Here is a 22356-nt window from a genome sequence, read left to right on the forward strand (position 1 = left end):
TCCCCTTTCTCATCTCTCGGATGAAATTAAAAGGTTACGTCTGTGATTTAGATTTAGGAAGTATCAAGTTGAGCAGCACCCCTACAATAGAAGCAAGCGCCATGCCTTCGATATGGAAGGTCTCAGAAAACTTCACCATCGCTCCACCGATTCCAAGGATCAGGATGATGGAAGAGATAATCAAGTTTCGAGAATCTCCAAAGTCTACTTGGCTATCTACGAGCATTCGAAGTCCGGAAGAGGCGATGATTCCGAATAACAGAATCGAGATGCCTCCAAGTACCGCTGCTGGAATCGTGTCGATAACAGCCATCAGCTGACCAAAGAAACTGAAGATGATGGCGAACACTGCCGCAAGTAAAATGACGGCTACACTGAACACTCGAGTCAGCGCAAGCACTCCAATGTTCTCCCCGTACGTTGTCTTAGGAGGTCCACCAATCAAGGCACTGAAGAAAGTACCAAGCCCATCACCTAAAAGAGAGCGGTGAAGTCCTGGGTTTTCAATGTAATTGCGGTCTACAATTTTACCAAGTACGAGCTGGTGACCGATGTGCTCTGAAATCGTTACGATGGAGATCGGCACCATGATTAACATTAGCTGAGATGTGACGACAAACGGATAATCGATTCCCGGGATTAGCATCTCAGGAATTTGTAAGAACTGAGCTTCTTTCACAGCTGTGAAATCCACAATTCCTACTGCAACCGAATAGATATATCCAACGATGATTCCGCTGATTACGGGCATCAAGGAAAGCAAACCTCTGAATACTAACTGCACGATGATGGCTGTTGAGAGTGTCACGAGAGCCGCTGAGAAGTGCAGCATGCTGTAAGTGTCTCGCATGCCATCTCCGTCCGTGTCGATGTTCATTGCCATATCTACAGCAACCGGTGCAAGAGCAAGTCCAATGACCATGATTACTGGACCGACTACGACCGGAGGCAAAATTTTCATAAACCACTGATGTCCTGTCTTCCAAATGATGAGCGCTGTCAACGCGTAAACTAAGGAGACGAACATCGCTCCGATCATTGCACTACCAACTCCACCCGTATTGGTAGCCAGTATAATAGGCGCTATAAATGCGAAAGATGAGCCCAAATAAGCGGGCACTTGAAAACGAGTTACGATAATAAAGATGATAGTCGCAATCCCACTTGTCAGAAGGGCAATTGCAGGACTAAGTCCGACAAGTTTTGGTACAAGGATTGTTGCTCCAAACATCGCAAACATGTGTTGCAAGCTGAGTACGATCCATTTGAATGTTTCAGGTCGTTCGTTGATTCCAATTTCCCTAGACACACAGCATTCCTCTTTTCTACTCCGTGATGACGACTCGGTCTTCTTGATCACTCTCTGTCATTCTCACTACAATCCGCTCTCCGCTCGATGTGGGGATGTTCTTCCCGACATAGTCTGCACGAATCGGCAGTTCTCGGTGACCTCTATCGATGAGTACGGCCAGTTGAATTTGAGAAGGTCGTCCAACGTCCATGATGGCATCCATTGCGGCGCGAACCGTTCTACCTGTATAGAGCACATCGTCTACTAAAATGATTTTTTTATCTGTCACATCATGTTTGATGTCCACTTGTCTTACTAAAGGTTGTTGATCTTCTGTCTTCACTGTCAAATCATCTCGGTACAACGTGATGTCGAGCTCTCCTGTTTGGATGGCTTTACCTTCAATAGCAGAGATACGCTCGGCCAACCGTTTTGCGATGAATGCGCCGCGAGTTTTGATTCCAACTAGCACGCAGTCATCAATGCCCTTATTGCGCTCGATGATTTCGTGAGCGATGCGTGTGAGTGCTCGCCGGATGGCTTGTTCATCTAATAACACTGCTTTTTCCATGTCGTTCCTCCTTTTTGGGTACAAAAAAACCTCTTAAGCAGCGCTTAAGAGGTTGACTATGCATAGTGAAATAAATCAAATGGACAAACAGACCGCAGTCTGTGTTCATTCGAAACCGTATGCCTTCTCAGCCTCTCTGGACTGTCTTTAAAGGACCCTTATTTAGTTATCTTAGTCAGTATACAAGATGATTTGGCATATGGCTAGTTTTTATTTAATTCAGACAATAGCTCTTCAAACGGTTGAGGTAGTGGCGCTTCAAACTCCAGGTACTCTCCTGTCGTTGGTTGGACAAAGCCTAAGACACCTGCATGTAGGGCTTGACCACCAATATCTAATGTCTTTTTCGGTCCGTATTTTGGATCGCCTACGAGCGGATGGCCGATAAATTTCATGTGTACACGTATCTGGTGCGTCCGACCTGTTTCTAACTTACATTCCACAAGTGTATAGTCACCGAAGCGCTCTTTCACTTCAAAATGAGTGACCGCATGCTTGCCTTTGTCAACTACAGCCATGCTTTGACGGTCACGAGTATCGCGGCCGATAGGAGCATCGACTGTTCCCTTGTCATGGGCAATATGGCCATGTACAAGCGCTGTATATTTGCGAGTGACAGATCGTGCCACTAGCTGATCTACGAGCGACTGATGGGCTTTATCATTTTTAGCGACCATCAAAAGGCCACTCGTATCTTTATCGATTCGGTGCACGATTCCAGGACGCATGATTCCGTTGATACCGGATAAGTCTTTGATTTGGTGCATCAAGCCGTTCACAAGTGTGCCTGTTAAATGACCAGGTGCTGGATGGACGACCATTCCTTTTGGCTTGTTTACAACAGCGACATCTGCATCTTCGTAGACAATCTCAAGGTTCAAGTCTTCTGCTTCAATTTCATACTCTTCAGGATCGGGAATACTGACGGAAACGACATCGCCTTCAGAGGCTTTGTAATTAGACTTTACTACTTCGCCATTCACAAGAATCAACTCTTGCTTCATGAGATTTTGAATCTGTGTTCTAGACCAGTCTTCGTTAGCGCTGAGCAGTAGTTTATCTAAACGTTCCTTATGTTGCTCTTTTGTAATCGTTACTTCAAATTGCTTCATTTTTTCACCTTTTTCTGCTTTCTTTCATCCCATAGAATGAAAAGAAAAATAAGTACTACTCCTACCGTCAAAGCAGCGTCTGCTACATTGAAAATAGGGAAGTCATAGTTTATGACAGGAATCCAGACATCAACAAAATCCACTACTTCACCACGAAACAAGCGATCGATAAAGTTCCCAATCGCTCCTCCTAATAACACCATGAGTCCTAATTGGAACAAAGGTTGCCCTTTAGCTTGTGTATGAAAATAATAGATGATTCCGATGATGACGAGTGTTGTGACGATATAGAAAATCCACATTTGTCCTTCTAGCATGCCCCAGGCAGCGCCTCGGTTGCGATGCGACAGAAGACCAAGATACGGGTCTGCAAGTGCGATGCGTTCCCCAAGTTCCATATTTTGAACGACCAACCATTTGGTCCATTGATCAACAAGTACAAGAAGTAGTGCTATTCCATAGTATATCCACACAGTCGAACCCTCCATTTACATGTAGTTAAGTGTACCACATTTCACGCTTTTCGTAGACAAGTTAAAAACCTCTCCCGTGTAGGGAGAGGCTTTCATACTTTACTTGGAAACGACAGCTGCACAGCGTGCACATAATGTTGGGTGCTCTGCATCTTCTCCTACTGTAGTAGAAATCGTCCAGCAGCGTTCACATTTTTCGCCTTGCGCTTTTTCAACAACGACAGAAGATTGCTCTAAAGCAACTGCCTGTTCAGGTGCTTCTTCAACCGTTCCTGCTAATGTAAAGCCAGAGACGATGAACAGTTGCGCGTAATCGATTTTATCATCCGCAAACAATTCTTTCACACTGTCTTTCACATACAAGTGAACATGTGCTTCTAATGACTTTCCGATTTGCTTCTCAGCACGAGCCATTTCAAGTGCTTTTAATACATCATCACGAACAGTTAACACCTTATCCCATTTCGCAATCAAATCTGTTGCATTCGGAACTTCAACCGCTTGAGGCATATCTGTCAATTGAACGCTTTCTGCCTGTTCATGCTCCATGTAACCCCACAACTCATCTGTAGTATGTGGCAGGACTGGAGTTAGAAGTTTCACTAGAGCAACTAAGGCATCGTACATAACCGTTTGCATTGCACGACGATCTTTGTGATCAGCTTCGTAAATATACACGACATCTTTTGCAAGATCTAAATAGAAAGCACTTAGTTCCGTTGAAACAAAGTTGTTGATTGTATGGTACACAGTCGAGAACTCGTAGTTTTCAAATGATGTATTCACAGTTGAAATCATTTGTTGTAGTTTTGCATACATATACTGATCTACTTCACGCATGTCTTCAAAAGCTACACGGTCTGTTGTTGGATTGAAGTCATGCACATTCCCGTGAAGGAATCGTAGCGTGTTGCGGATCTTACGGTATACTTCTGACACTTGTTTTAAGATGGCATCAGACACACGAACATCAGCCGTATAATCTACGGATGCTACCCATAGGCGAAGGATGTCAGCACCTAGTTGGTTCATGACTTTTGAAGGTACGATAACGTTTCCGATGGATTTACTCATCTTACGTCCTTCTCCGTCTAACACGAACCCGTGACTTAGAAGCCCCTTATAAGGTGCGTGACCAAACATCGCAACACTAGTGATTAGTGATGAGTTAAACCATCCGCGGTACTGATCCGAACCTTCTAAATACAAGTCCGCAGGAAACTGCAAGTCTTCACGCTCTGCAAGAACGCCTTGATGTGTTGAACCAGAGTCAAACCAAACATCCATGATGTCAAGTTCTTTAGTGAAGCGACCGTTTGGACTAGCTGGGTGTGTATAGCCTTCTGGTAATAAGTCTTTCGCATCCCACTCGAACCAGATGTTTGAACCGTGTTCACGGAACAATTCGGATACATGTTGAATTGTGTTTTCTTCAATAATCGGTTCGCCATCTTCAGCATAGAACACGGGAATCGGTACACCCCAGACGCGTTGACGGGAAATGTTCCAGTCACCACGGTCACGAATCATATTGAATAGACGTGTTTCACCCCATGAAGGCGTAAACTCTGTTTGACGAATTGCTTCTAGAAGTTCTGGACGGAACGCTTCAACTGATGCAAACCATTGTGTAGTTGCACGGTAAATAACTGGTTTCTTTGTACGCCAGTCATGTGGATACGAGTGCGTGAAGAATGTTAATTTTTCCAGAGCGCCTGCTGCGTCTAATGCTTCTGTGATTGGCTTGTTTGCTGCATCATAAAAGAGACCTTCAAAGCCAGGTGCTTCAGCAGTCATTACACCACGATCGTCTACTGGACATAAAACATCTAAACCGTATTGTTTCCCAACGTGGAAGTCATCTTCCCCGTGGCCAGGAGCTGTATGGACACAGCCTGTACCAGACTCAGTTGTTACATGTTCTCCAAGCATAACTAGAGAATCGCGATCGTATAATGGGTGTTTCGCTACGATACGGTCGAATTGTTTCCCTTCAAAAGTCTGTTCCACTTCGAAAGATTCCCACCCTAGTGTTGCGCTCACTTCTTCAAGAAGGTCTTTTGCAATGATAAATGATTTATCGTTTGCGCGGACTTGCACATAGGAGAAGTCAGGGTGGACAGAAATTCCAAGGTTCGCTGGGATTGTCCATGGAGTCGTTGTCCAGATGATGAATCGAACGCCTTCTGGTACGACTCCTTTACCGTCTGTTACTTCAAAGCTCACATAAATCGAAGGAGATTTTTTGTCTTTGTATTCGATTTCTGCTTCTGCAAGTGCCGATTCAGATGACGGTGACCAATAAACTGGCTTTAATCCTTTGTAGATGTACCCTTTTTTGGCCATTTCACCAAACACTTGGATTTGACGTGCTTCAAATTGTGGTTTTAATGTAACGTACGGGTTGTCCCAGTCACCTGTTACACCAATACGCTTGAACTGCTCGCGCTGGTTGTCAATTTGTTCGTAGGCATACTCTTCACAAAGTTTGCGGAACTCAGCTACTGTCATTTCTTTACGGTTCACGCCTTTGTTTGTCAATGCTTGCTCAATTGGAAGTCCGTGTGTGTCCCAACCTGGAACATAGGGTGCTTGGAAGCCAGACATTGATTTGTAACGAACAATCATATCTTTAAGTACTTTGTTCAAAGCATGACCGATATGAAGATCACCGTTTGCGTATGGCGGTCCGTCGTGCAAGATGAACTTTGGACGGTCTTTAGTACGCTCTAAATTTTTCGCATAGATGTCTTTTTCTTTCCACATGTCTTGGATTTGAGGCTCCTTAGTTGGAAGGCCTCCACGCATAGGAAAGTCGGTTTTTGGCATTAACAGGGTATCTTTGTATTCCATTTAGTATCTCTCCTTAATTGTTGTTGATTCGTAATCAGATGTGGCGAGTCGGCTCCACTTTTCTAGGCACATAAAAAACCCGTCCCCAAGAAAGGGACGAGTTGTTCGCGGTACCACCCTAATTGCAGACGAATCTGCCACTTAGATGACCGTAACGTGGTCAAACGGAAATGCTTACGAATTTCAGCATTTCGGCTCAAAAGTGATGGGCGTCTCTGGACTAGTTGATTGGGCTCTCACTATCCCCAACTCGCTTGGTCGTTCATCCAAATGCCGTCTTTATCAGTGCCTTTTTCTATGTGCTTATTATAAAGATTGCACTATGTATCGTCAAGCTGTTTAGACTTCGTCTGCAGTGATACGTTCTAGGGACGTCGTATCTACATCCGTTTCCATTAAGTGATCCCAATCGTCCGTGTTGATCAGTTCCAGTTGCGCTTCTACCAACATCTTAAAGCGGTTGCGGAATACTTTAGATTGTTTCTTCAGCTCTTCAATCTCTAATGCAATTTTACGCGCTTTTGTTAAAGATTCGTTTAAAATGCGATCTGCATTCTTTTCTGCTTCTTTCACGATTAACTTTGCTTCTTTTTGAGAATTGCGGCGCACTTCTTCAGCAGCCTCTTGTGCAACGACAATCGATTTTTGCAAGGTCGACTCAATGGTTGTAAAGTGCCCCACACGTTCAGTCGTCGATTTCAATTGCGCCTCTAGTTCTTTCTTTTCTCGGATAAGCGTTTCAAAGTCCTTTTTCACTTGCTCTAAAAACTCATTGACCTCATCTTCACTATACCCGCGAAATGCTTTACTAAAGACTTTTTGATCAATATCTAAAGGTGTTAATGGCATGGTTACAGCTCCTTTATCGAATATGGCTACTTGTATTATACCGTTGATAGAGTAGGAAAGCAGTACAATTTAAGAAAAATTCAACTTTTTTGCTCCAGCTTCGCTATCTGCAGTCGTATTTTTTCTTTCTTCGTTCTACCTTCTATCAAACCAACCTGGAAGCGGCCAAACGTTCTCAAAGATACCATATCGGATTCGTTCAAGATAAACGAGATGTCTTCCACTACAGACCAGTTCACTTTCACTTTGCCACCTTTAATAAACGCAGCCGCTTTCTGACGAGAAATGTTCCAAGCGGAGGCCAGTACTGTATCAAGTCGCATAGAACTTACGATATGAAGTTCATCTACATAGTCTTCTGTCACGGCAAGCAGTACGTCTTCTTCCGCCACATCTTCCACTTGAACTTTCACTTTACCAATAGATGTTAAATTGGTCTTAACATAGTCGGCGATTTCAGAGGCAATGGCAAACTGCACCACACCGTCTTGTAAGCGAATATCACCGAACTTAGAGCGGTCGAGTCCTAACGACATCAGAGAACCTAATACATCAGAGTGCTTGAACGTCACAAATTTAGTAGGATACGAGATTTGTACGATTTGAATCTGTTCATCTTCCTTTGCTGGTTCATAGTAAGATGGGGCAACAAGTACACGCTCCCTCTCCGCCTGATCAAAACCGCCAAAAGAAAAGCCATTCAAATCTCTTTGTTGGGACAACGTCTGTAAAATAAACCGCTGACGGGGATCTAAAAAATCCGTCAGTTTTGGTGCGTAGCGGTCTTCTACTTCTCTTGTCAGGCTAATCATCGCCTCTATAAAGGGTTGTTCATCTTTTCGAAAATGTTGAAATATCGTATCCATAAAAGTCCGCTCCAGTCAGTAAACTAGTTGAAAAATAGCCCCAGAGCAAATAAGCTCTTGGGGCCATACAAGTTGTACATCAGAAAATCCACAATAATACTTGTTTGATTCCAAATGACGCAAAGTTTAAAGCAATGATTGCAATGATTGGCGACAAATCAATCATCCCAATAGGAGGAATGATTTTTCTAAAAATCGAAAGGTATGGTTCAACAAGCGTTGCTAGAAATTGCCCGATCGCTGATTGCTGCAAGCTCGGAATCCATGACATTAAGATGTAGCCAATGATCATGTACGTATAAATACTAAAAGCAATATTAATAATATAAAATAGTAATGCTATAGACATCGTTTAGAAATCTCCTCGCTTATTGGTGTTCGTCATAGTAGTAGTCGGAGATAGCTCCATCCACTTCGATGGTATCTGGTGCACATAAAAAGATATCGGTGCCAATACGCTGAATATCTCCACCTAAAGCGTACACTGTTCCACTTAAAAAGTCGATAATTCTGATTCCTTGTTCTTTATCGATTCGTTGCAGATTGACAATCACAGCTCGCTTGCCTTTTAGATGTTCCGAGATATCTTGAGCTTCTGCATAGACACGGGGCTCGATTAAAATCACTTTAGACGACTTTTGAACGTTTTGAATACTCACTAGCTGGGGAGACGTTGCTGTTGATGCACTAGAGATTTTCCGTTCTCGAACGGATTTGACCGGTTGTTGTTTTGGACGTGCTTCTTGTTGCTCTGGTTTTGCTTTTGATTCTGTTTGCATTTCTTGCTCCTCTTCTTCATCCATTAAGAAAAATGAATTGAACCATTTTTTCATGCGATCACTCCTTTATACTTCCGACTAATGCTGTTCCAATTCGGACAAATGTTGCGCCTTCTTCTACGGCAATTACATAATCCCCTGACATGCCCATGGATAGTTCCGTCATCGGCTGTTTTAACAGTCCCTTTTGGTTCATTTCGTCGCGTAGTTCTCTCAGTCGCTTGAATTGTTTGCGAATGTCCTCTTCGCTTGCATCTGCAGGTGCCATGGTCATTAGACCGATAGGAAGAATTTTATCGTAGCTTTCAATCTGCTGCATAAAGTTTGAGAGTTCTGTATCGGCCAGTCCGTGTTTTGAAGATTCGCCGGAAACATTAACTTGAATAAAGCAGCGAACAGGTTGCTGTGCACGTTTTTGAATTTCATCTGCAAGACTCATTCGGTCAAGCGAGTGGAGATAATCGATAGTGTTAATGATGTCTTTTACCTTACGAGTCTGTAACGATCCGATAAAATGCCATGTAACAGAAGAACCAATTTCTGCTTGTTTAGGAAGCAATCCTTCTAGACGATTTTCTCCTAGATGCTTAAGTCCTGCTTCCACTACAACCTTCGTTTGATCAACCGATAGCTGTTTCGTAACAGCAATCAGTGTGACATGGTCTGCACTCAATTTGGAGCCTTGTTTTGCTTGTTCTATTTTGTACTCAATCTGTTGTAAGTCGTTTTGTATCATTTTTACGTCCCAACTTTGCATTGTGTTTCATTTATTGTACCAATCCGAGCACGTTTAATCAATGTTCGACAGATTTCAGAAAGATAAAATCAGCTCCTACCGATACAACTTCGGACATGGTGACGAAACGATCCGTGCCTTGTTTTTGAAAAAATCGGGTGGAACCACTTACAACATATCCCTCCACTTGACCTGTCTGCGCGTTCACTTCCGCGTCTTCAATATAGCCGATAATTTTCCCTGTTGCCTGATCAATCAAACGTTTCTGTTGCAACTCTGAAAAATAAATTCTTTCACTTCGTCTTATAATGATGGAGCAAAATATCACAATTTAACGGGAACTCTTTCGTAGCTACAGATGCAAAAAGAATAATCAAAAGGCTGGCAACAGCCCACCAAAACTAACAATGAAAACTTCAAATAAAACAGTTTGAAGTACAGCAAAATCGAGTGAGCATGATTTTAGAAGCTACATGCAGAGTTGCCATCATTACAGCAGTATGAATCCCCACAATCCATTCGATATACAAGCTACTCCTCCCTTCTATCTCTAATGATACGGATGTGACTACGTAAAAATCTGTCGAAGGGAGTTTGATTGGTCAGTTTTTTCACGACAAAAACCCCTTATCTCACACGGAGATAAGGGGGATTTATAGGCTATTAACGACGATTCCGGTTTCGTAGGAATGTTGGAATGTCTAATGCTTCTTCTTCTTTAAACGAAGGTTGTTGTGGGCGAGTCTCTTGAACTGGCTCTTCTTCGTAACGAGTTTCACGTTGTGGTGCCTGAGTTGGAGCAGGTGAAGATGGACGCTTCATTCCGCCACCAGCCATACGAGGCTGACGCTGAGTCAAAATTTCTTCGTTAAATCCAGTAGCGATAACTGTAACTACAATTTGATCATCTAAGTCGTCATTGATTACAGAACCGAAAATCATATTTACTTCTTCATCAGAAGCGCTTGCCACGATATCCGCTGCTTCTTGAACTTCAAATAGAGACAGGTTTGATCCACCGGTGATATTCATAAGAACACCTTTAGCCCCATCAATAGATGTTTCTAAAAGAGGACTTGAAATTGCCTTTTTTGCTGCTTCGGCAGCACGGTTTTCACCTGAAGCAATTCCGATACCCATCAATGCAGACCCTTTGTTAGACATAATTGTCTTCACATCGGCAAAGTCTAAGTTGATTAGTCCTGGTACCGCGATTAAATCTGAGATACCTTGAACCCCTTGTCGAAGTACGTTATCCGCTTCACGGAATGCTTCGAGCATTGGCGTGTTTTTGTCAACGATTTCAAGAAGACGATCGTTTGGAATAACGATTAATGTGTCGACAGCTTCTTTCATCATGGAGATACCGCCAACAGCTTGAGTAGAACGTTTGCGTCCTTCAAATGTGAACGGACGTGTGACAACACCAACTGTTAATGCGCCAAGTTCTTTAGCGATTTGGGCGATTACAGGTGCAGCACCTGTGCCCGTCCCGCCACCCATACCTGCAGTAACGAATACCATATCCGCACCACGAAGTGCTTCTTCAATTTGTTCTTTACTTTCTTCAGCAGCTTTACGACCTACTTCTGGGTTAGCCCCTGCTCCAAGACCACGAGTCAATTTGCCACCAACTTGAAGCTTTACTGGCGCTTTTGACATATTTAATGCTTGTGCATCCGTGTTGACTGCGATAAAGTCGACCCCTTGCACTCCGTGCTCAATCATACGATTGACGGCATTATTACCGCCACCGCCAACTCCAATTACTTTAATAATTGCTAAAGATTCATCATTCGTTTCAAAATGTAACATGCAATTGCCTCCTATGTTAGATTGCCGATACTACTATTCAAAGAATCGGTCGAAAAATTGTTTGATCTTCGTCATGCCGCTTTCTTTTGGTTCATTTGAATCTTCAACAGATTCTTTTTTTACTTTTTGTTTTGTCTTGGGTTTTATAGTAGGTTCTTGTCGAGCTGTTACTGCACTAGTTGTAGTATTCGACAGACCATAATATAAATCCTCTTTGTAAATATACTGAATTAAACCGATTGAAGTTGAGAATTGTGGCTCACGTACACCAATATAATCTGGAGTGAACACACGGACTCGTGTCTGCAATACATGTCGAGCCAATTGAGAGAGTCCTTCAAGTTTTGAGACCCCACCGCTTAGTACGATACCTCCAGGGAGGTCACGAACACCAATCTGATAAAGCTCTTCCATAATCATCTCAAACAGTTCTTCTAAGCGTACTCCTATGATTTCTGAGATGTACTTCTGAGAATACTGTTCCTTCATATCAGCACCAATGACAGGAACTTCAAACAGCTCATCTTCGGAAGCATCGTCATAAAACGCATGTCCATATTGACGTTTGATCTGCTCCGCATGTTCCGTTGGTGTCTTAAGGACGATACTCAAGTCTTTCGTAATGTGGTCTCCACCGACAGGAATGGTCGTCGTGTGTGTTAAGTGTCCATCACGGAAGACCGCAATCGTTGTTGCTCCGCCACCTATATCAATATAGGCCGTACCATGATTGCGTTCATCTTCAGTTAAAGCAAATTGACCTGCCGCTAAAGGCTGCAGATAAATCTCACGAATCTGTAATCCTGCACGTTCTACACAGCGCAGAAGGTTATGTAAGATTGTCTTAGAAGTAGTAATCATGTTGGCATCGACTTCTAATCGTGTTCCGATCATACCTCGTGGGTCACTGATTTCTTCCACTCCGTCCAATATATATTGAACCGGAATGATATTTAAGTATTCACGTTCTGGTGGAATAGACATTACTTTAGCGGAGTCTAAAACTCGCTCTAAGTCTTTCCCTGTCACTTCTTTATCTTCAGACTGAACAGCCACGACACCCTTCACATGGTGAATGGATGCTTGATTTGCTGGGATTCCTAAAACCACTTCTCGAATCTCCATACCTGCCATACGTTCTGCTTCTTGCACTGCCTTTTTTATAGACTGGACCGTGGCATCAATATCCACGATGGCACCTTTTCGAATGCCTGTTGACTTGGCATTGCCAACACCGATAATATGAATAATTTGATTGTTGATTTCTCCAATGACCACTTTGATCGAGGATGACCCGATATCTAGTGATACGTATAATTCTGATGAATTCACTTTGTGGCACCTCCTAAAAAGGTATATACTTTTCATTTTAGAGTAAACACCTTGTAAAGTCTAAATGTTTCTTACTAGTCAAACAATTATTTTATTTTGATGACAATCCTTTGTCGGCCCATCGGGTCAATAAAATACGACGAATCACTGCAATATTTTGAAACAACCGGACACCAAACGCGAAAATGGCTGCCAGATACAAGTCGACACCTAAGTGAACACCTAAGAATGCAAGTGCTGCAGCTAAAGCGATATTAAAGAAAAAACCCGATACAAATACTTTATCATCATAGACTTGTTGCAGTTGGGCACGAATCCCGCCAAATAATGTATCAAGTGCCGCTAATACTGCGATTGATAAATAGTTCTCATAAGCAGAAGGAATTTGAAAATCCGTCATCAAGCCTAAAGAAATCCCCAAAATCAGACCTAGCAGTGGTAGCCACATAGTCAGTCTCCTTCCTTCCACTCCGTTAAATAATTGACAGCGATCGGTTGGTCATACGATGTGATGCTCAACTTTTCTACTGGTTCACCAATCTCTAAAGCATAATTCTCCAGGTAAAAATCATCCGCTAATCCGCTTGCTTGAATTTGTGCTACTAACTTTTCTACAGTTTCTATAGAGTCGGTTGCTAGTTTTATTTCAAACGGCGGCGTTTTTATCGGTAATGTATTGATAGTAGTATTACCGTTAATATCGCGAATGGCAGATGAATAAATCAATCGTTTGCCATCGATCTCAATAGCCTTCGCTTGGAATCGATTCATCTCATTAACAAAGCGTACTAGAAGTTCTGGTGAAATGGGTTCGATAGTCAGCCCAAATGCAATAGCCTCTTCAGATGGAGTCACCGTGATAGTGACGCCGGGGCCTTCATACGGCAGTAAACCGATATCTTGTTGAAGTTGTTTAATTGATTGTTCAACAAGTCTCTCAGGTCGATCCGCTTGTGAACTTTCATATTGAACTACTAATTGCTGTGCTTCCCTGATTCTTGTTAAAAGCTCTGAATGGTATTGCGTTTCAACTGAAAGTTCTTTTCGAATCTCCCACACGTCACGCGTGTCACGTTGTTCCGGGTTTTGCATAGTATTGAACTGAATTGCTAACATAAAACCAATCACAAATAGTATTAGAGTAAAGCGAGAGATCCCTTTCTTTTTCAACTGGTTCTCCCCCTTAACTTTCGTGCATAGACAACATCATCAGCTCAGACACTTTTTCTGTTTGAATCCGGATTTGTTGTCCTTTCAATTGATCGAGGATACCGCCCGAGAGTTCAACGGCTTCTGACAACGTTGAAGAGTTTCCAATAGCTTCAATAATAAACGGTGCCGGGAACGTCTCTCCATCTACAGTAATGACAGGTCCTGTACAACGGATATAGCTTGTTTCATGGATCCTCTTGCCATTGACACTAACCGCTTCTGCTCCCGCAATCTTCAGTTCATTAATCACCATGAAGACATGGCCTTCATGAACTATGTAATCATTAGGATTTACTTGGTCTGGATCGTATTCTCCATCTTCAAGCTGAACACGGTAGCCTTCCCCTTTAACTGAAACTTCTCCTGTCAATAAGCGGAGTGCTTCTGCTTCTTTAACGAGTTCATCTAAAGACGATGTGTTGGACCCTGCTTGTTGCTCGTATTCCCGAATCGTCTCTTGGACATCTCGAAGTTCTTCGCTCAACTCTTTATTGCGTTCTTTTTGTTCAATGAGTTCTTGTCTCACACTTTCCGTTTGTCCAAATGTGGCGGAATTGACAGCAACCTCTTGATTTCGATTTTGAGAAACACTGAAGCTAAAAGCTAAAATAAACCCTAATGTCAAACTGACAACTGATAATATAATTTTGCCTCTATTCACTGTCTTGTTGTTCATCTATTACCAGCTCTTCTCCTTTCTCGCCGTAAATGCTGTCATAACTCTCAAAGAAAGTACCCACTTCCATGTCGACAATCCCTTTTTGTCCAATAGGAATTTGTTGCAGAACCGCTGGGTATAAATCCATCTTTTCTGAGAGGTCGAGTGCACTTAGAATGACCGTGTTACCATCATTCATAAACAAGGTTATGAGATTCGGATCTGACTTACTTGGAGAGGAAAAGATTTCTGATATCAGCATTCGATTTTCAGAAGCAAGTTTTCCAAGTTCTGAAATTACTTTCTTTTCCACTTTCTCTTCGTCAAACTTCCCAATTGCTGGTCCAAACATACTACCAGCATCCTCTGAAGTGACTTCCGCTCCGTTTTCTAACAAAATGCGTGTTTCGTCAGTCCCTCGAAAACCTATCGGTTGATACTCTTGTACAGAAATGACTACTTCTGACCATCGTTTTCTTGACACTTCCGCTTGCTTTATAGCAGGGTGCTGCTCAATTTCCTGTTCAATGCTAGACGTAGTAAACGACCACAAAGAGTCTCCTTTGTTCAACGTAGAAACAGCTTCAATTTCTTGCGCATTTACGATTTCATTGCCGTGGGTCGTGATAATCTGAATCTTACTTATAGAAGATTGCAGGTAAAGTACGAGAAGCAACGCGCTAAAAAAAAGAAACAGAAGAATAGAAAAGGTCCACGTCATTCTGCGCTTTCTCTTTTTTCTAAGTGTAGGTATTCGTTCTTCGATATCAATTAGTTTTTCCATTCTTCTGCCTCCCTTCCATACCAAGTCCTGATACCCATACCGTAAGTGCCGTCAAAATTCCCACAATATAAAAAATGGTGAGTTCATTTCCTTGAAATTTAAACCTTCTAACAACTATAAAAGCTCCAAAAGCAAGAACTGCAAATAGGCTCTGCTTAATCAAAAAAGGTGTACTGGTTGGATAATGAACAGCTGACCAATAGCTGCTGGCAGTGGCAATAAAAGCAACGCCAGCAACGGTCAATAAGATACTGACTACAAAGAGCCTCCATTTGGCAAGTTCATAAGGTACAACGCCATCCTTTCTAATTTAAGGAGTCGTATAGGGCTAAAAATTCATCTCCGCGGATTTCAAAGCTTTCATATTGATCCCAACTAGCTGATGCAGGAGATAAAAGGATAACGTCTCCAGGTTCAGATAAAACAACCGCTTCCTCAAATGCTTGAGTTAATGTTTTAAAAGGAGCACCTTTCACATCATGCGCTTCTAAGAACTTCTGCAGTCTCGGAGCCGTTTCACCGAAATGATAGACAGCTTTCAAGTTCCCTAAATACGGAATGAGTTCATCAAATGAATGCTCTCGCTCTTTCCCACCTGCAAGCAAAATCACAGGGCGCGTGAATCCTTCCAGGGCACTCTTAGTTGCTAATGCATTTGTAGCTTTTGAATCGTTATAGAACAGACGTCCCTGCCACTCACCAGCAAACTGCGTACGGTGTTTTACTCCAGCAAATGTGGAGACCGTCTTACGAATCTGGTCCAGTGGAGCATGTAACAACATCGCTGCTGCTGTAGCTGCAAGCACATTTTCTAAATTGTGTTGCCCAGGCAAACGAATTTCATCTCGCTTATAAAGTGGGCTTCCTAACCAGTACACCCATTCATGGTCTGCGCTGATTCCCTCGTCTTGACGTCCCGATACATAGAACGGGAGAAGCTTTGCTGAAGTTCCTTTAACACGATCCACTAGAACGTCTTGTTCCCCGTTATAAATTAAAGTATCTGCAGAAGTTTGATTTTGAGAAATCGCAAGCTTTGCTTGGATGTATTCTTCCAAGTCTGTGTGGTAATCGAGATGCGCTTCATAGATGTTCGTGATAATTGCAATCGAAGGTTTTAATTTTACCGTACCCATCAGTTGAAAGGATGACAGTTCTGTTACGATTACATTATTTTTCGTGGCACTTTTAGCCACTGTAGTAGCAACAGTACCAATATTCCCAGCCACAAGTGGCTCTAGTGGGCCTTCACTCAGCATTTCCATTAGTAAAGTTGTTGTAGTTGTCTTGCCGTTGGATCCTGTAATTCCAACCATTTGCGCTTCACTGATGCGATATGCTAGTTCGATTTCTGTCCAGATGGGAATCTCCCGTTTACGTGCTTCTTGCAGCACAGGATTGCTATAAGGGATTCCAGGATTTTTGACGATTAATGTAAATCCTTCATCCAATAGATTCTCAGGATGACTTCCACAAATAACCGTCAATCCTTGTTTTAATAAATGCTGTGCATGCTCATTTTCTTCAAATGGCTTCGCATCATTTACAGTGACAAACGCACCGAGTTCATGGAGTGTCTCAGCAGCTGCAGTTCCACTCTTGGCTAATCCAAGTACGAGTACTTTTTGATGATAAACTTCTTTTAGTTGTTTCATACGAAGACCTCCAAGACGAGCACTAGTAGTGCAGCGACAAATCCAATTGTCCAAAATACATAGACGACTTTGATTTCAGACCAGCCTGACAACTCAAAGTGATGGTGAATCGGACTCATTTTAAAGATGCGTTTTCCACGCGTTTTAAAGCTGATCACTTGAAGAATGACAGACAGTGTCTCTACAACGAAAATGATTCCTACAAATAGCAATAGCAACTCTTGTTTCAAAATAATTGACAACATCGCAAGAGCCCCGCCAAGAGCTAAAGATCCTGTGTCTCCCATAAACACCTTTGCTGGGTTTTTATTGAATAATAAGAAACCGAGTAAGGCTCCAGTAACCGAGAATGCAAAGATAGCAGCATCCGTCTGGTTGTAAATCACAGCTAAAATCCCGAAAGTGGCAAATGCGATGGAGGCCGTTCCACTAACAAGTCCATCTAAGCCATCTGACAAGTTGACGGCATTTGAGAAGCCTACCAGCCAGAACACGATGAACACCACATACAAGATACCAAAATCAATCGACCAAGTTGTAAATGGAATCGCAATAGCCGTATCGAATGGTCCGAGTTGCAATAAGAAATAAGCGATAATAGCAATGACGATTTGTCCAATAAGTTTTTGTAAGGATGTAAGCCCAAGATTTCGTTTCATAACGACCTTGATAAAGTCATCTAAGAAACCGAGTGCTCCAAATCCAATCAATACAAGTAATAACACGACAGTTTGTGTAGTTAGTGTATTGGTGAAGTAGGCAACAACTAGAGTTGAAACCAAAATTGACACTAAGAAAATTAAGCCACCCATCGTAGGGGTACCAGCTTTTTTCTGATGAGACTCAGGGCCCTCTTCTCGAATGCTCTGTCCAAATTTCATTCTGCGTAAATATGGAATAGCAAGTGGAGCGAGTAGTGCCGAAAGTATGAATGCGAGTGCAATTGTGAGCACGATAGTTACAAGTGACATAGTGAAACTCCTTTAGTTAATCAGTATAAAGATGGATAAGATATGGAGGCTTTACAAATTCATCTGGAGCTGGCAATTGATCTAGTATTACTTGACCATTTCCATGCCAGATCAATTAAATTCATGCAATTGTTCTTCAATCTCATCCTTTGAGAGTCCTATAAGATTCGGGACTTTCAATTCGGGCATATTATCCCATGTTCGTTCCTTACGATTCATCCGCAAATCCCTCTAAACGTTTCCCTTTGGCATCTGTATAGAGCTCCAAACTCCCCGTAGTTCCAGTCAGAACTGCATCGTATTGATATTCAAGTCCTGCTAGTCCCTGTCCATCAGCGCCAACAAATCCCATAACCGGAGCCAGCATCTTCCCATAGGGATACGCCCTCTGAAAAGTACGGTTGTGTAAAGTCCTGGAACCCCTTTGGCCTGGAGTTCAATCAGCTGGTCTTCTGTTAGAGCTTTTGGCGTCTTTTTCAGTTCATTGAGTGAACTTTTTCGTGTCATCTCTTTTAAAATGACCTCTTTAGGAACTTGAGATAGGCGGTGCAGCTCATCCACCAGTTCTTCAACATCGGTAAGTTGTCCAGGCATCACATATAAGGAGGGTTTTAGACGATTAGTTACAAGAACTGAGTGATTGCGATCTAAAATCAACCCGCGCCCTGCGCTTTGGGGAAGCTGACGATTCCAGCTTTCACGAGCTTGTTCATGAAGAAAATCATAGCGCCAAAGTTGAATATACAGCACTTTCACTAGAATGGCTAGAAAGACAATAAATACAACCAGTACAACAATTCTTAGACGCATCTTTTGTAATGGTGAGATAAAATAACCTCCTGCACTACTTTATGACGCGGACCTGAGGTTATTCTTGCTGTTCTTCTAGCTCTTCCGGATTTCCTTCCATTTCGACCGGTTGTTGTTGATAGGCTTTTTCAGGACTATCAAGCTCCACTACGATCGGTGTGTTGTCGACAGCTGTACCTGGGGTCATACTTTGACGTACCACATAGCCAGTTCCTGTCATTTCAATCGGAAGACCTGAAAAGCCTTTGTAGATTTTCACTTCTCGAGATGACCAGCCTGTCATATCAGGGATCTGTATGTCTCCCCCAGCTTTTAAGAACACCTTTGTACCGCTAATAAGGGGCGTGTCCCCAGCCGGGTACTGTTGTTCAACCTTACCCTCAAGACCGGTTGCAACGACCTCTAGACCTTGGGCTTGAAGTGCCGATTGAACACTAGCTAACTCTTTTCCTCGATAATCTTCTAATAGTACAGTTTCTCTCTCTTTTGAATCATTTGGAGAAATGTTTAAATACTTTAACGAATTCTCAGTCACATAATTAAAAATATAGGATGTAGGGTCGGACCCAACTTCCGTAGCTTCAATTTTCGGTTTATGAACTGCAACGTAAACGATGATTTCTGGATCTTCTACTGGCGCCATTCCTAAGAACGAGTATAAGAATAGCTGACGTCCCCATAAATATTTGCCATCCGGTCCCGGAATTTGAGCGGTACCTGTCTTACCGGCAGAAGTATAGGAATCCAATTTGAACTTTTGCGCTGTCCCCTTCTCACTCGTTACTGTACTGGCAAGGATTTCTTTAACTTGATTTGCCGTTTGAGCAGAAATTGGAGACTGTTTTTTTACCGGTTCGTGATTTAATAGGACTTCACCCGTATTTGGATCGACAATTTGATCAATGATGTAAGGTTGGTACATCGTTCCTTCATTTGCAATAGCCGTCATCCCTTGGACAAGTTGAAGTGGCGTCACCGTAGTTCCTTGTCCATAAGTTGTCGTCAAGCGATTGATTGGATAGCGATCACTAATTGTACCCGTTGCTTCATTCGGCAAATCGATGCCTGTTTTCTCTCCAAAACCAAATTCTTTGATGTAGTTGATAAATGTTTCGTCACCTAATTTTTCAAGCAAGTATGCCATAGAAACGTTAGATGAGCGCTGGAAACCTTCTAAATACGTGATAGTTCCCCATCCAGAGACATTGTGATCATAGATGGTTCTATCAAGCAATTTATAAGAACCTGATTTGTACCAACCATTTGGGTCCCATTTCCCTTCCTCAATCGCAGCGGCAAGAGTAAAGATTTTCATTGTAGAACCTGGTTCAACCGTGTTCTCGACACTTTCATTCAACCAGTTTGTCGTCAAGCCTTCTCGTGTATTAGGATCAAAAGTTGGCCGCTGGGTCATGGCTAAAATTTCTCCAGAATCTGCTTTCACGACAAGTGCAGTAATTTTTTCAGGTTCATACTTCTCTTGAACATCGGATACCGCTTCTTCTAAAAAATTTTGAATCGTTCTGTCATTGGTCAGTTTCACATCTGCTCCATGCTTTGGTTCTGTAATCAATTTGTCTGACGACGGCAGTAACAATCCGTTTCTTCCTATTTGAAAATCAATACGCCCTGGTGTTCCCGTCAACGCTTCATCATAGATGCGCTCAAGCCCCATCTTTCCTACTAAACGAGTTTTGTTGTCTTCCACTTCTTCAGGAATTGCAAAGCCAATTAGGTGTGAGGCAAATCGTCCATTTGCATAATGGCGCTTTAGGTCTTTATCAAATTCAATCCCCGGTAGTTGTAGTTCCTCGATTTTTTTCATTTGCTGATGCGAAAGGTTACGACCTGAAGCGCCGAACTCCACTTGATAGCGTTCTTCATCGATTCCATTTTGGATACGAGTTGCAATTTCTTCTTCTGATAGATCGAGAAATTCACTTAGCTTTTGTGCCGTATCTTGCACATCAATGACGTGTCGCGGGTCATTTGCGTGAGCCGTTGCTTTTTCACTGACTACCGCGTAGATTTTGTAACTCAGCGTGTCTTCTACTAAGATTTGGCCATTACGATCTTGTATCGTTCCACGGTGTGCTTCTACGACTTGAGAACGACTGTATTTTTCCTGTGCCCTTTGTTCCAAAACTTCTCCATTTACGACTCCCGTGGCTTGAATGTAGATAAATCGACCTAATAACAGAAAAAAGAGCCCCCCATATAGCAAAAACAGTAGGAAGGCTCCCCATTGAAAACGTACTTTTTTATTCATTCACCAGACACAACCTTCACATTTTTCTCATTCAATGTTAAGCCGAGCTCCTTTGCTTTTAGCCAAATGCGTTCATAGCTAGAAAGTTCTGCAACTTGAATTTCAAGGTCTGTGTTTTCACGTTTTACCGTATCAATTTGTTGTTCCATCTGTTGTATTTGCACGTCGACTGCGCGAATTTCAGTCTGAGTTTGAACAATGAAAATCATTAAAAAGGCACACGTCATGACAAATGCGGCAAATAAGAATTTTTCCCCTTTAGAAATGATCTGTTTTCTTTTGACAGGGGTTGGATATGTATGAGGTACGGCAGGTTGTTGCGGTTGTGGTTGTTGTTGATACTGTCGTAGCGCCATTTAATAACTCCCTTTCTCGTCAAGTTTCTCTATAATCCGTAACTTTGCTGATCGTGATCGATTATTCGCTGCCAGTTCTTCTTCACTTGGTAAGATTGGCTTTCGTGTGATGAGCTTGAACTTTGGCTGATTTCTCGTGGAATAATCGGTAAATTCGGTGGCAATTCAGGTAATGACGCTGCCTCTTTAAACATTGTCTTTACTAATCGGTCTTCTAAAGAATGGAACGTGATAACCGAAATACGACCGTTTGGCTTAAGTAACGTCATAGCTGCTTCGAGTGAATCTTCTGCAGCCCCCAGTTCATCATTTACAGCAATACGAACGGCTTGGAAAATTCGCTTTGCAGGATGACCGCCTGTTCGTCTAGCGGCTGCCGGTATCCCTCGTTTGATTAATTCGACGAGATCAAATGTAGTTTCTATCGGTTGATTTTGTCTTGCTCTCTCAATTTCTCGAGCAATCTGTTTTGAAAACTTTTCTTCTCCGTAACGGAAAAAGATTTTCACTAACTTTTCATATGGCCATTCATTGACTACATGATAAGCTGTCAACTCACTTGTTTGATCCATTCGCATGTCGAGCGGTGCATCGTATTGGTAGCTGAATCCTCGTTCTGGAGTATCGAGCTGTGGTGAAGAAACACCTAAGTCATATAGAATTCCATCCACTTCAGTAACGCCTAGTTTTTCTAACTCCTCTTTGATATAACGAAAGTTGGAATGGACAAATGTCACTCGGTTTATGTATGGTGCTAATTTGTGCTTTGCACTTTCAATGGCTGTCGTATCTTGATCAAAACAGTAAAGGTGCCCCTCATCTGAGAGTTGCTTCACCAGATATTCACTATGACCTGCGCCACCTAATGTGCAATCTACGTATATACCGTCTGGTCGAATCGCCAAACCATCGACTGTTTCGGTAAGTAATACGGTTGTATGGTTAAACAAGCGACCCGCTCCTT

General features: G+C 42.5%; 24 protein-coding genes, 1 pseudogene and 1 other annotated feature. All 25 genes and pseudogenes read right to left on the reverse strand.

Translation table 11 applies throughout. The features are described from left to right. Positions 1-34: 34 nt before the first annotated feature. On the reverse strand, positions 35-1309 hold the full coding sequence (locus CQS04_RS03365) for a uracil-xanthine permease family protein (protein WP_133118803.1): 1275 nt from the start codon (positions 1307-1309) through the stop codon (positions 35-37). A 16-nt stretch (positions 1310-1325) separates the two neighbouring features. Beyond that, positions 1326-1862 (reverse strand): bifunctional pyr operon transcriptional regulator/uracil phosphoribosyltransferase PyrR, encoded by a 537-nt coding sequence (gene pyrR, locus CQS04_RS03370; RefSeq protein ID WP_100352773.1) that lies wholly within the window; start codon positions 1860-1862, stop codon positions 1326-1328. Between the two features lie 203 nt (positions 1863-2065). Continuing rightward, the gene (locus CQS04_RS03375; protein WP_100352774.1) at positions 2066-2974 is read right to left on the reverse strand and encodes an RluA family pseudouridine synthase; all 909 of its coding nucleotides are present in this window, start codon (positions 2972-2974) and stop codon (positions 2066-2068) included. Beyond that, positions 2971-3447 (reverse strand): signal peptidase II, encoded by a 477-nt coding sequence (lspA, locus tag CQS04_RS03380; protein WP_094941600.1) that lies wholly within the window; start codon positions 3445-3447, stop codon positions 2971-2973. Before lspA ends, CQS04_RS03375 begins: the two co-directional genes overlap by 4 nt. Positions 3448-3546: 99 nt before the next feature. Beyond that, positions 3547-6300: an isoleucine--tRNA ligase gene (ileS, locus tag CQS04_RS03385; RefSeq protein WP_100352775.1), complete on the reverse strand. Its 2754-nt coding sequence runs from the start codon at positions 6298-6300 to the stop codon at positions 3547-3549. 89 nt (positions 6301-6389) lie between these two features. Next, positions 6390-6595, reverse strand: a binding site (T-box leader). Between the two features lie 44 nt (positions 6596-6639). Then, on the reverse strand, positions 6640-7149 hold the full coding sequence (locus tag CQS04_RS03390; protein WP_100352776.1) for a DivIVA domain-containing protein: 510 nt from the start codon (positions 7147-7149) through the stop codon (positions 6640-6642). An 80-nt stretch (positions 7150-7229) separates the two neighbouring features. Continuing rightward, positions 7230-8015 carry a YlmH family RNA-binding protein gene (locus CQS04_RS03395; protein WP_100352777.1) on the reverse strand — a complete coding sequence of 262 codons (786 nt, stop codon included), beginning with the start codon at positions 8013-8015 and terminating at the stop codon, positions 7230-7232. Positions 8016-8094: 79 nt separating this feature from the next. Continuing rightward, a complete protein-coding gene (locus tag CQS04_RS03400) occupies positions 8095-8358 on the reverse strand; it encodes a YggT family protein (protein WP_425430233.1) in 264 nt (87 codons plus the stop codon). Between the two features lie 25 nt (positions 8359-8383). Next, positions 8384-8848, reverse strand: coding sequence for a cell division protein SepF (locus CQS04_RS03405; protein ID WP_094941595.1), 465 nt, complete (start codon positions 8846-8848; stop codon positions 8384-8386). Positions 8849-8852: 4 nt separating this feature from the next. Then, a complete protein-coding gene (locus CQS04_RS03410; protein ID WP_245858734.1) occupies positions 8853-9551 on the reverse strand; it encodes a YggS family pyridoxal phosphate-dependent enzyme in 699 nt (232 codons plus the stop codon). Positions 9552-9588: 37 nt separating this feature from the next. Continuing rightward, positions 9589-9858: a PRC-barrel domain-containing protein gene (locus CQS04_RS03415; protein WP_281257828.1), complete on the reverse strand. Its 270-nt coding sequence runs from the start codon at positions 9856-9858 to the stop codon at positions 9589-9591. 335 nt (positions 9859-10193) lie between these two features. Next, the gene (ftsZ, locus tag CQS04_RS03420) at positions 10194-11345 is read right to left on the reverse strand and encodes a cell division protein FtsZ (RefSeq protein WP_100352781.1); all 1152 of its coding nucleotides are present in this window, start codon (positions 11343-11345) and stop codon (positions 10194-10196) included. A 33-nt stretch (positions 11346-11378) separates the two neighbouring features. After that, positions 11379-12677, reverse strand: a complete 1299-nt coding sequence (gene ftsA, locus CQS04_RS03425) for a cell division protein FtsA (RefSeq protein ID WP_100352782.1) — start codon at positions 12675-12677, stop codon at positions 11379-11381. Between the two features lie 91 nt (positions 12678-12768). Further along, entirely contained in the window at positions 12769-13125 is a 357-nt protein-coding gene (locus tag CQS04_RS03430; protein WP_100352783.1) for a small basic family protein, read from the reverse strand. Between the two features lie 2 nt (positions 13126-13127). Next, the gene (locus tag CQS04_RS03435) at positions 13128-13847 is read right to left on the reverse strand and encodes a DUF881 domain-containing protein (protein ID WP_245858736.1); all 720 of its coding nucleotides are present in this window, start codon (positions 13845-13847) and stop codon (positions 13128-13130) included. A 13-nt stretch (positions 13848-13860) separates the two neighbouring features. Beyond that, positions 13861-14565, reverse strand: coding sequence for a DUF881 domain-containing protein (locus tag CQS04_RS03440; protein ID WP_100352784.1), 705 nt, complete (start codon positions 14563-14565; stop codon positions 13861-13863). Further along, the gene (locus tag CQS04_RS03445) at positions 14543-15331 is read right to left on the reverse strand and encodes a cell division protein FtsQ/DivIB (protein ID WP_100352785.1); all 789 of its coding nucleotides are present in this window, start codon (positions 15329-15331) and stop codon (positions 14543-14545) included. Before CQS04_RS03445 ends, CQS04_RS03440 begins: the two co-directional genes overlap by 23 nt. Then, complete coding sequence (locus CQS04_RS03450; RefSeq protein ID WP_100352786.1) at positions 15315-15575, reverse strand: hypothetical protein; 261 nt, start codon at positions 15573-15575, stop codon at positions 15315-15317. The genes CQS04_RS03445 and CQS04_RS03450 overlap by 17 nt, the downstream gene beginning before the upstream one ends. Before the next feature lie 61 nt (positions 15576-15636). Further along, positions 15637-16986, reverse strand: coding sequence for a UDP-N-acetylmuramoyl-L-alanine--D-glutamate ligase (gene murD / locus CQS04_RS03455; RefSeq protein WP_100352787.1), 1350 nt, complete (start codon positions 16984-16986; stop codon positions 15637-15639). Beyond that, positions 16983-17957: a phospho-N-acetylmuramoyl-pentapeptide-transferase gene (gene mraY / locus CQS04_RS03460; RefSeq protein ID WP_100352788.1), complete on the reverse strand. Its 975-nt coding sequence runs from the start codon at positions 17955-17957 to the stop codon at positions 16983-16985. Before mraY ends, murD begins: the two co-directional genes overlap by 4 nt. A gap of 208 nt (positions 17958-18165) precedes the next feature. After that, the gene (locus CQS04_RS13985) at positions 18166-18309 is read right to left on the reverse strand and encodes a hypothetical protein (RefSeq protein ID WP_281257829.1); all 144 of its coding nucleotides are present in this window, start codon (positions 18307-18309) and stop codon (positions 18166-18168) included. Beyond that, on the reverse strand, positions 18276-18767 hold the full coding sequence (locus CQS04_RS03465; RefSeq protein WP_100352789.1) for a penicillin-binding protein 2: 492 nt from the start codon (positions 18765-18767) through the stop codon (positions 18276-18278). The genes CQS04_RS13985 and CQS04_RS03465 overlap by 34 nt, the downstream gene beginning before the upstream one ends. Before the next feature lie 58 nt (positions 18768-18825). Then, positions 18826-21036 (reverse strand): penicillin-binding protein, encoded by a 2211-nt coding sequence (locus CQS04_RS03470; RefSeq protein WP_100352790.1) that lies wholly within the window; start codon positions 21034-21036, stop codon positions 18826-18828. After that, a complete protein-coding gene (gene ftsL, locus CQS04_RS03475; protein WP_100352791.1) occupies positions 21033-21392 on the reverse strand; it encodes a cell division protein FtsL in 360 nt (119 codons plus the stop codon). The genes CQS04_RS03470 and ftsL overlap by 4 nt, the downstream gene beginning before the upstream one ends. After that, positions 21393-22342: pseudogene (gene rsmH, locus CQS04_RS03480) on the reverse strand (16S rRNA (cytosine(1402)-N(4))-methyltransferase RsmH). Between the last annotated feature and the right edge of the window lie 14 nt (positions 22343-22356).

Source organism: Chryseomicrobium excrementi, from assembly GCF_002798305.1.
Classification (GTDB): Bacteria; Bacillota; Bacilli; order Bacillales_A; family Planococcaceae; genus Chryseomicrobium; species Chryseomicrobium excrementi.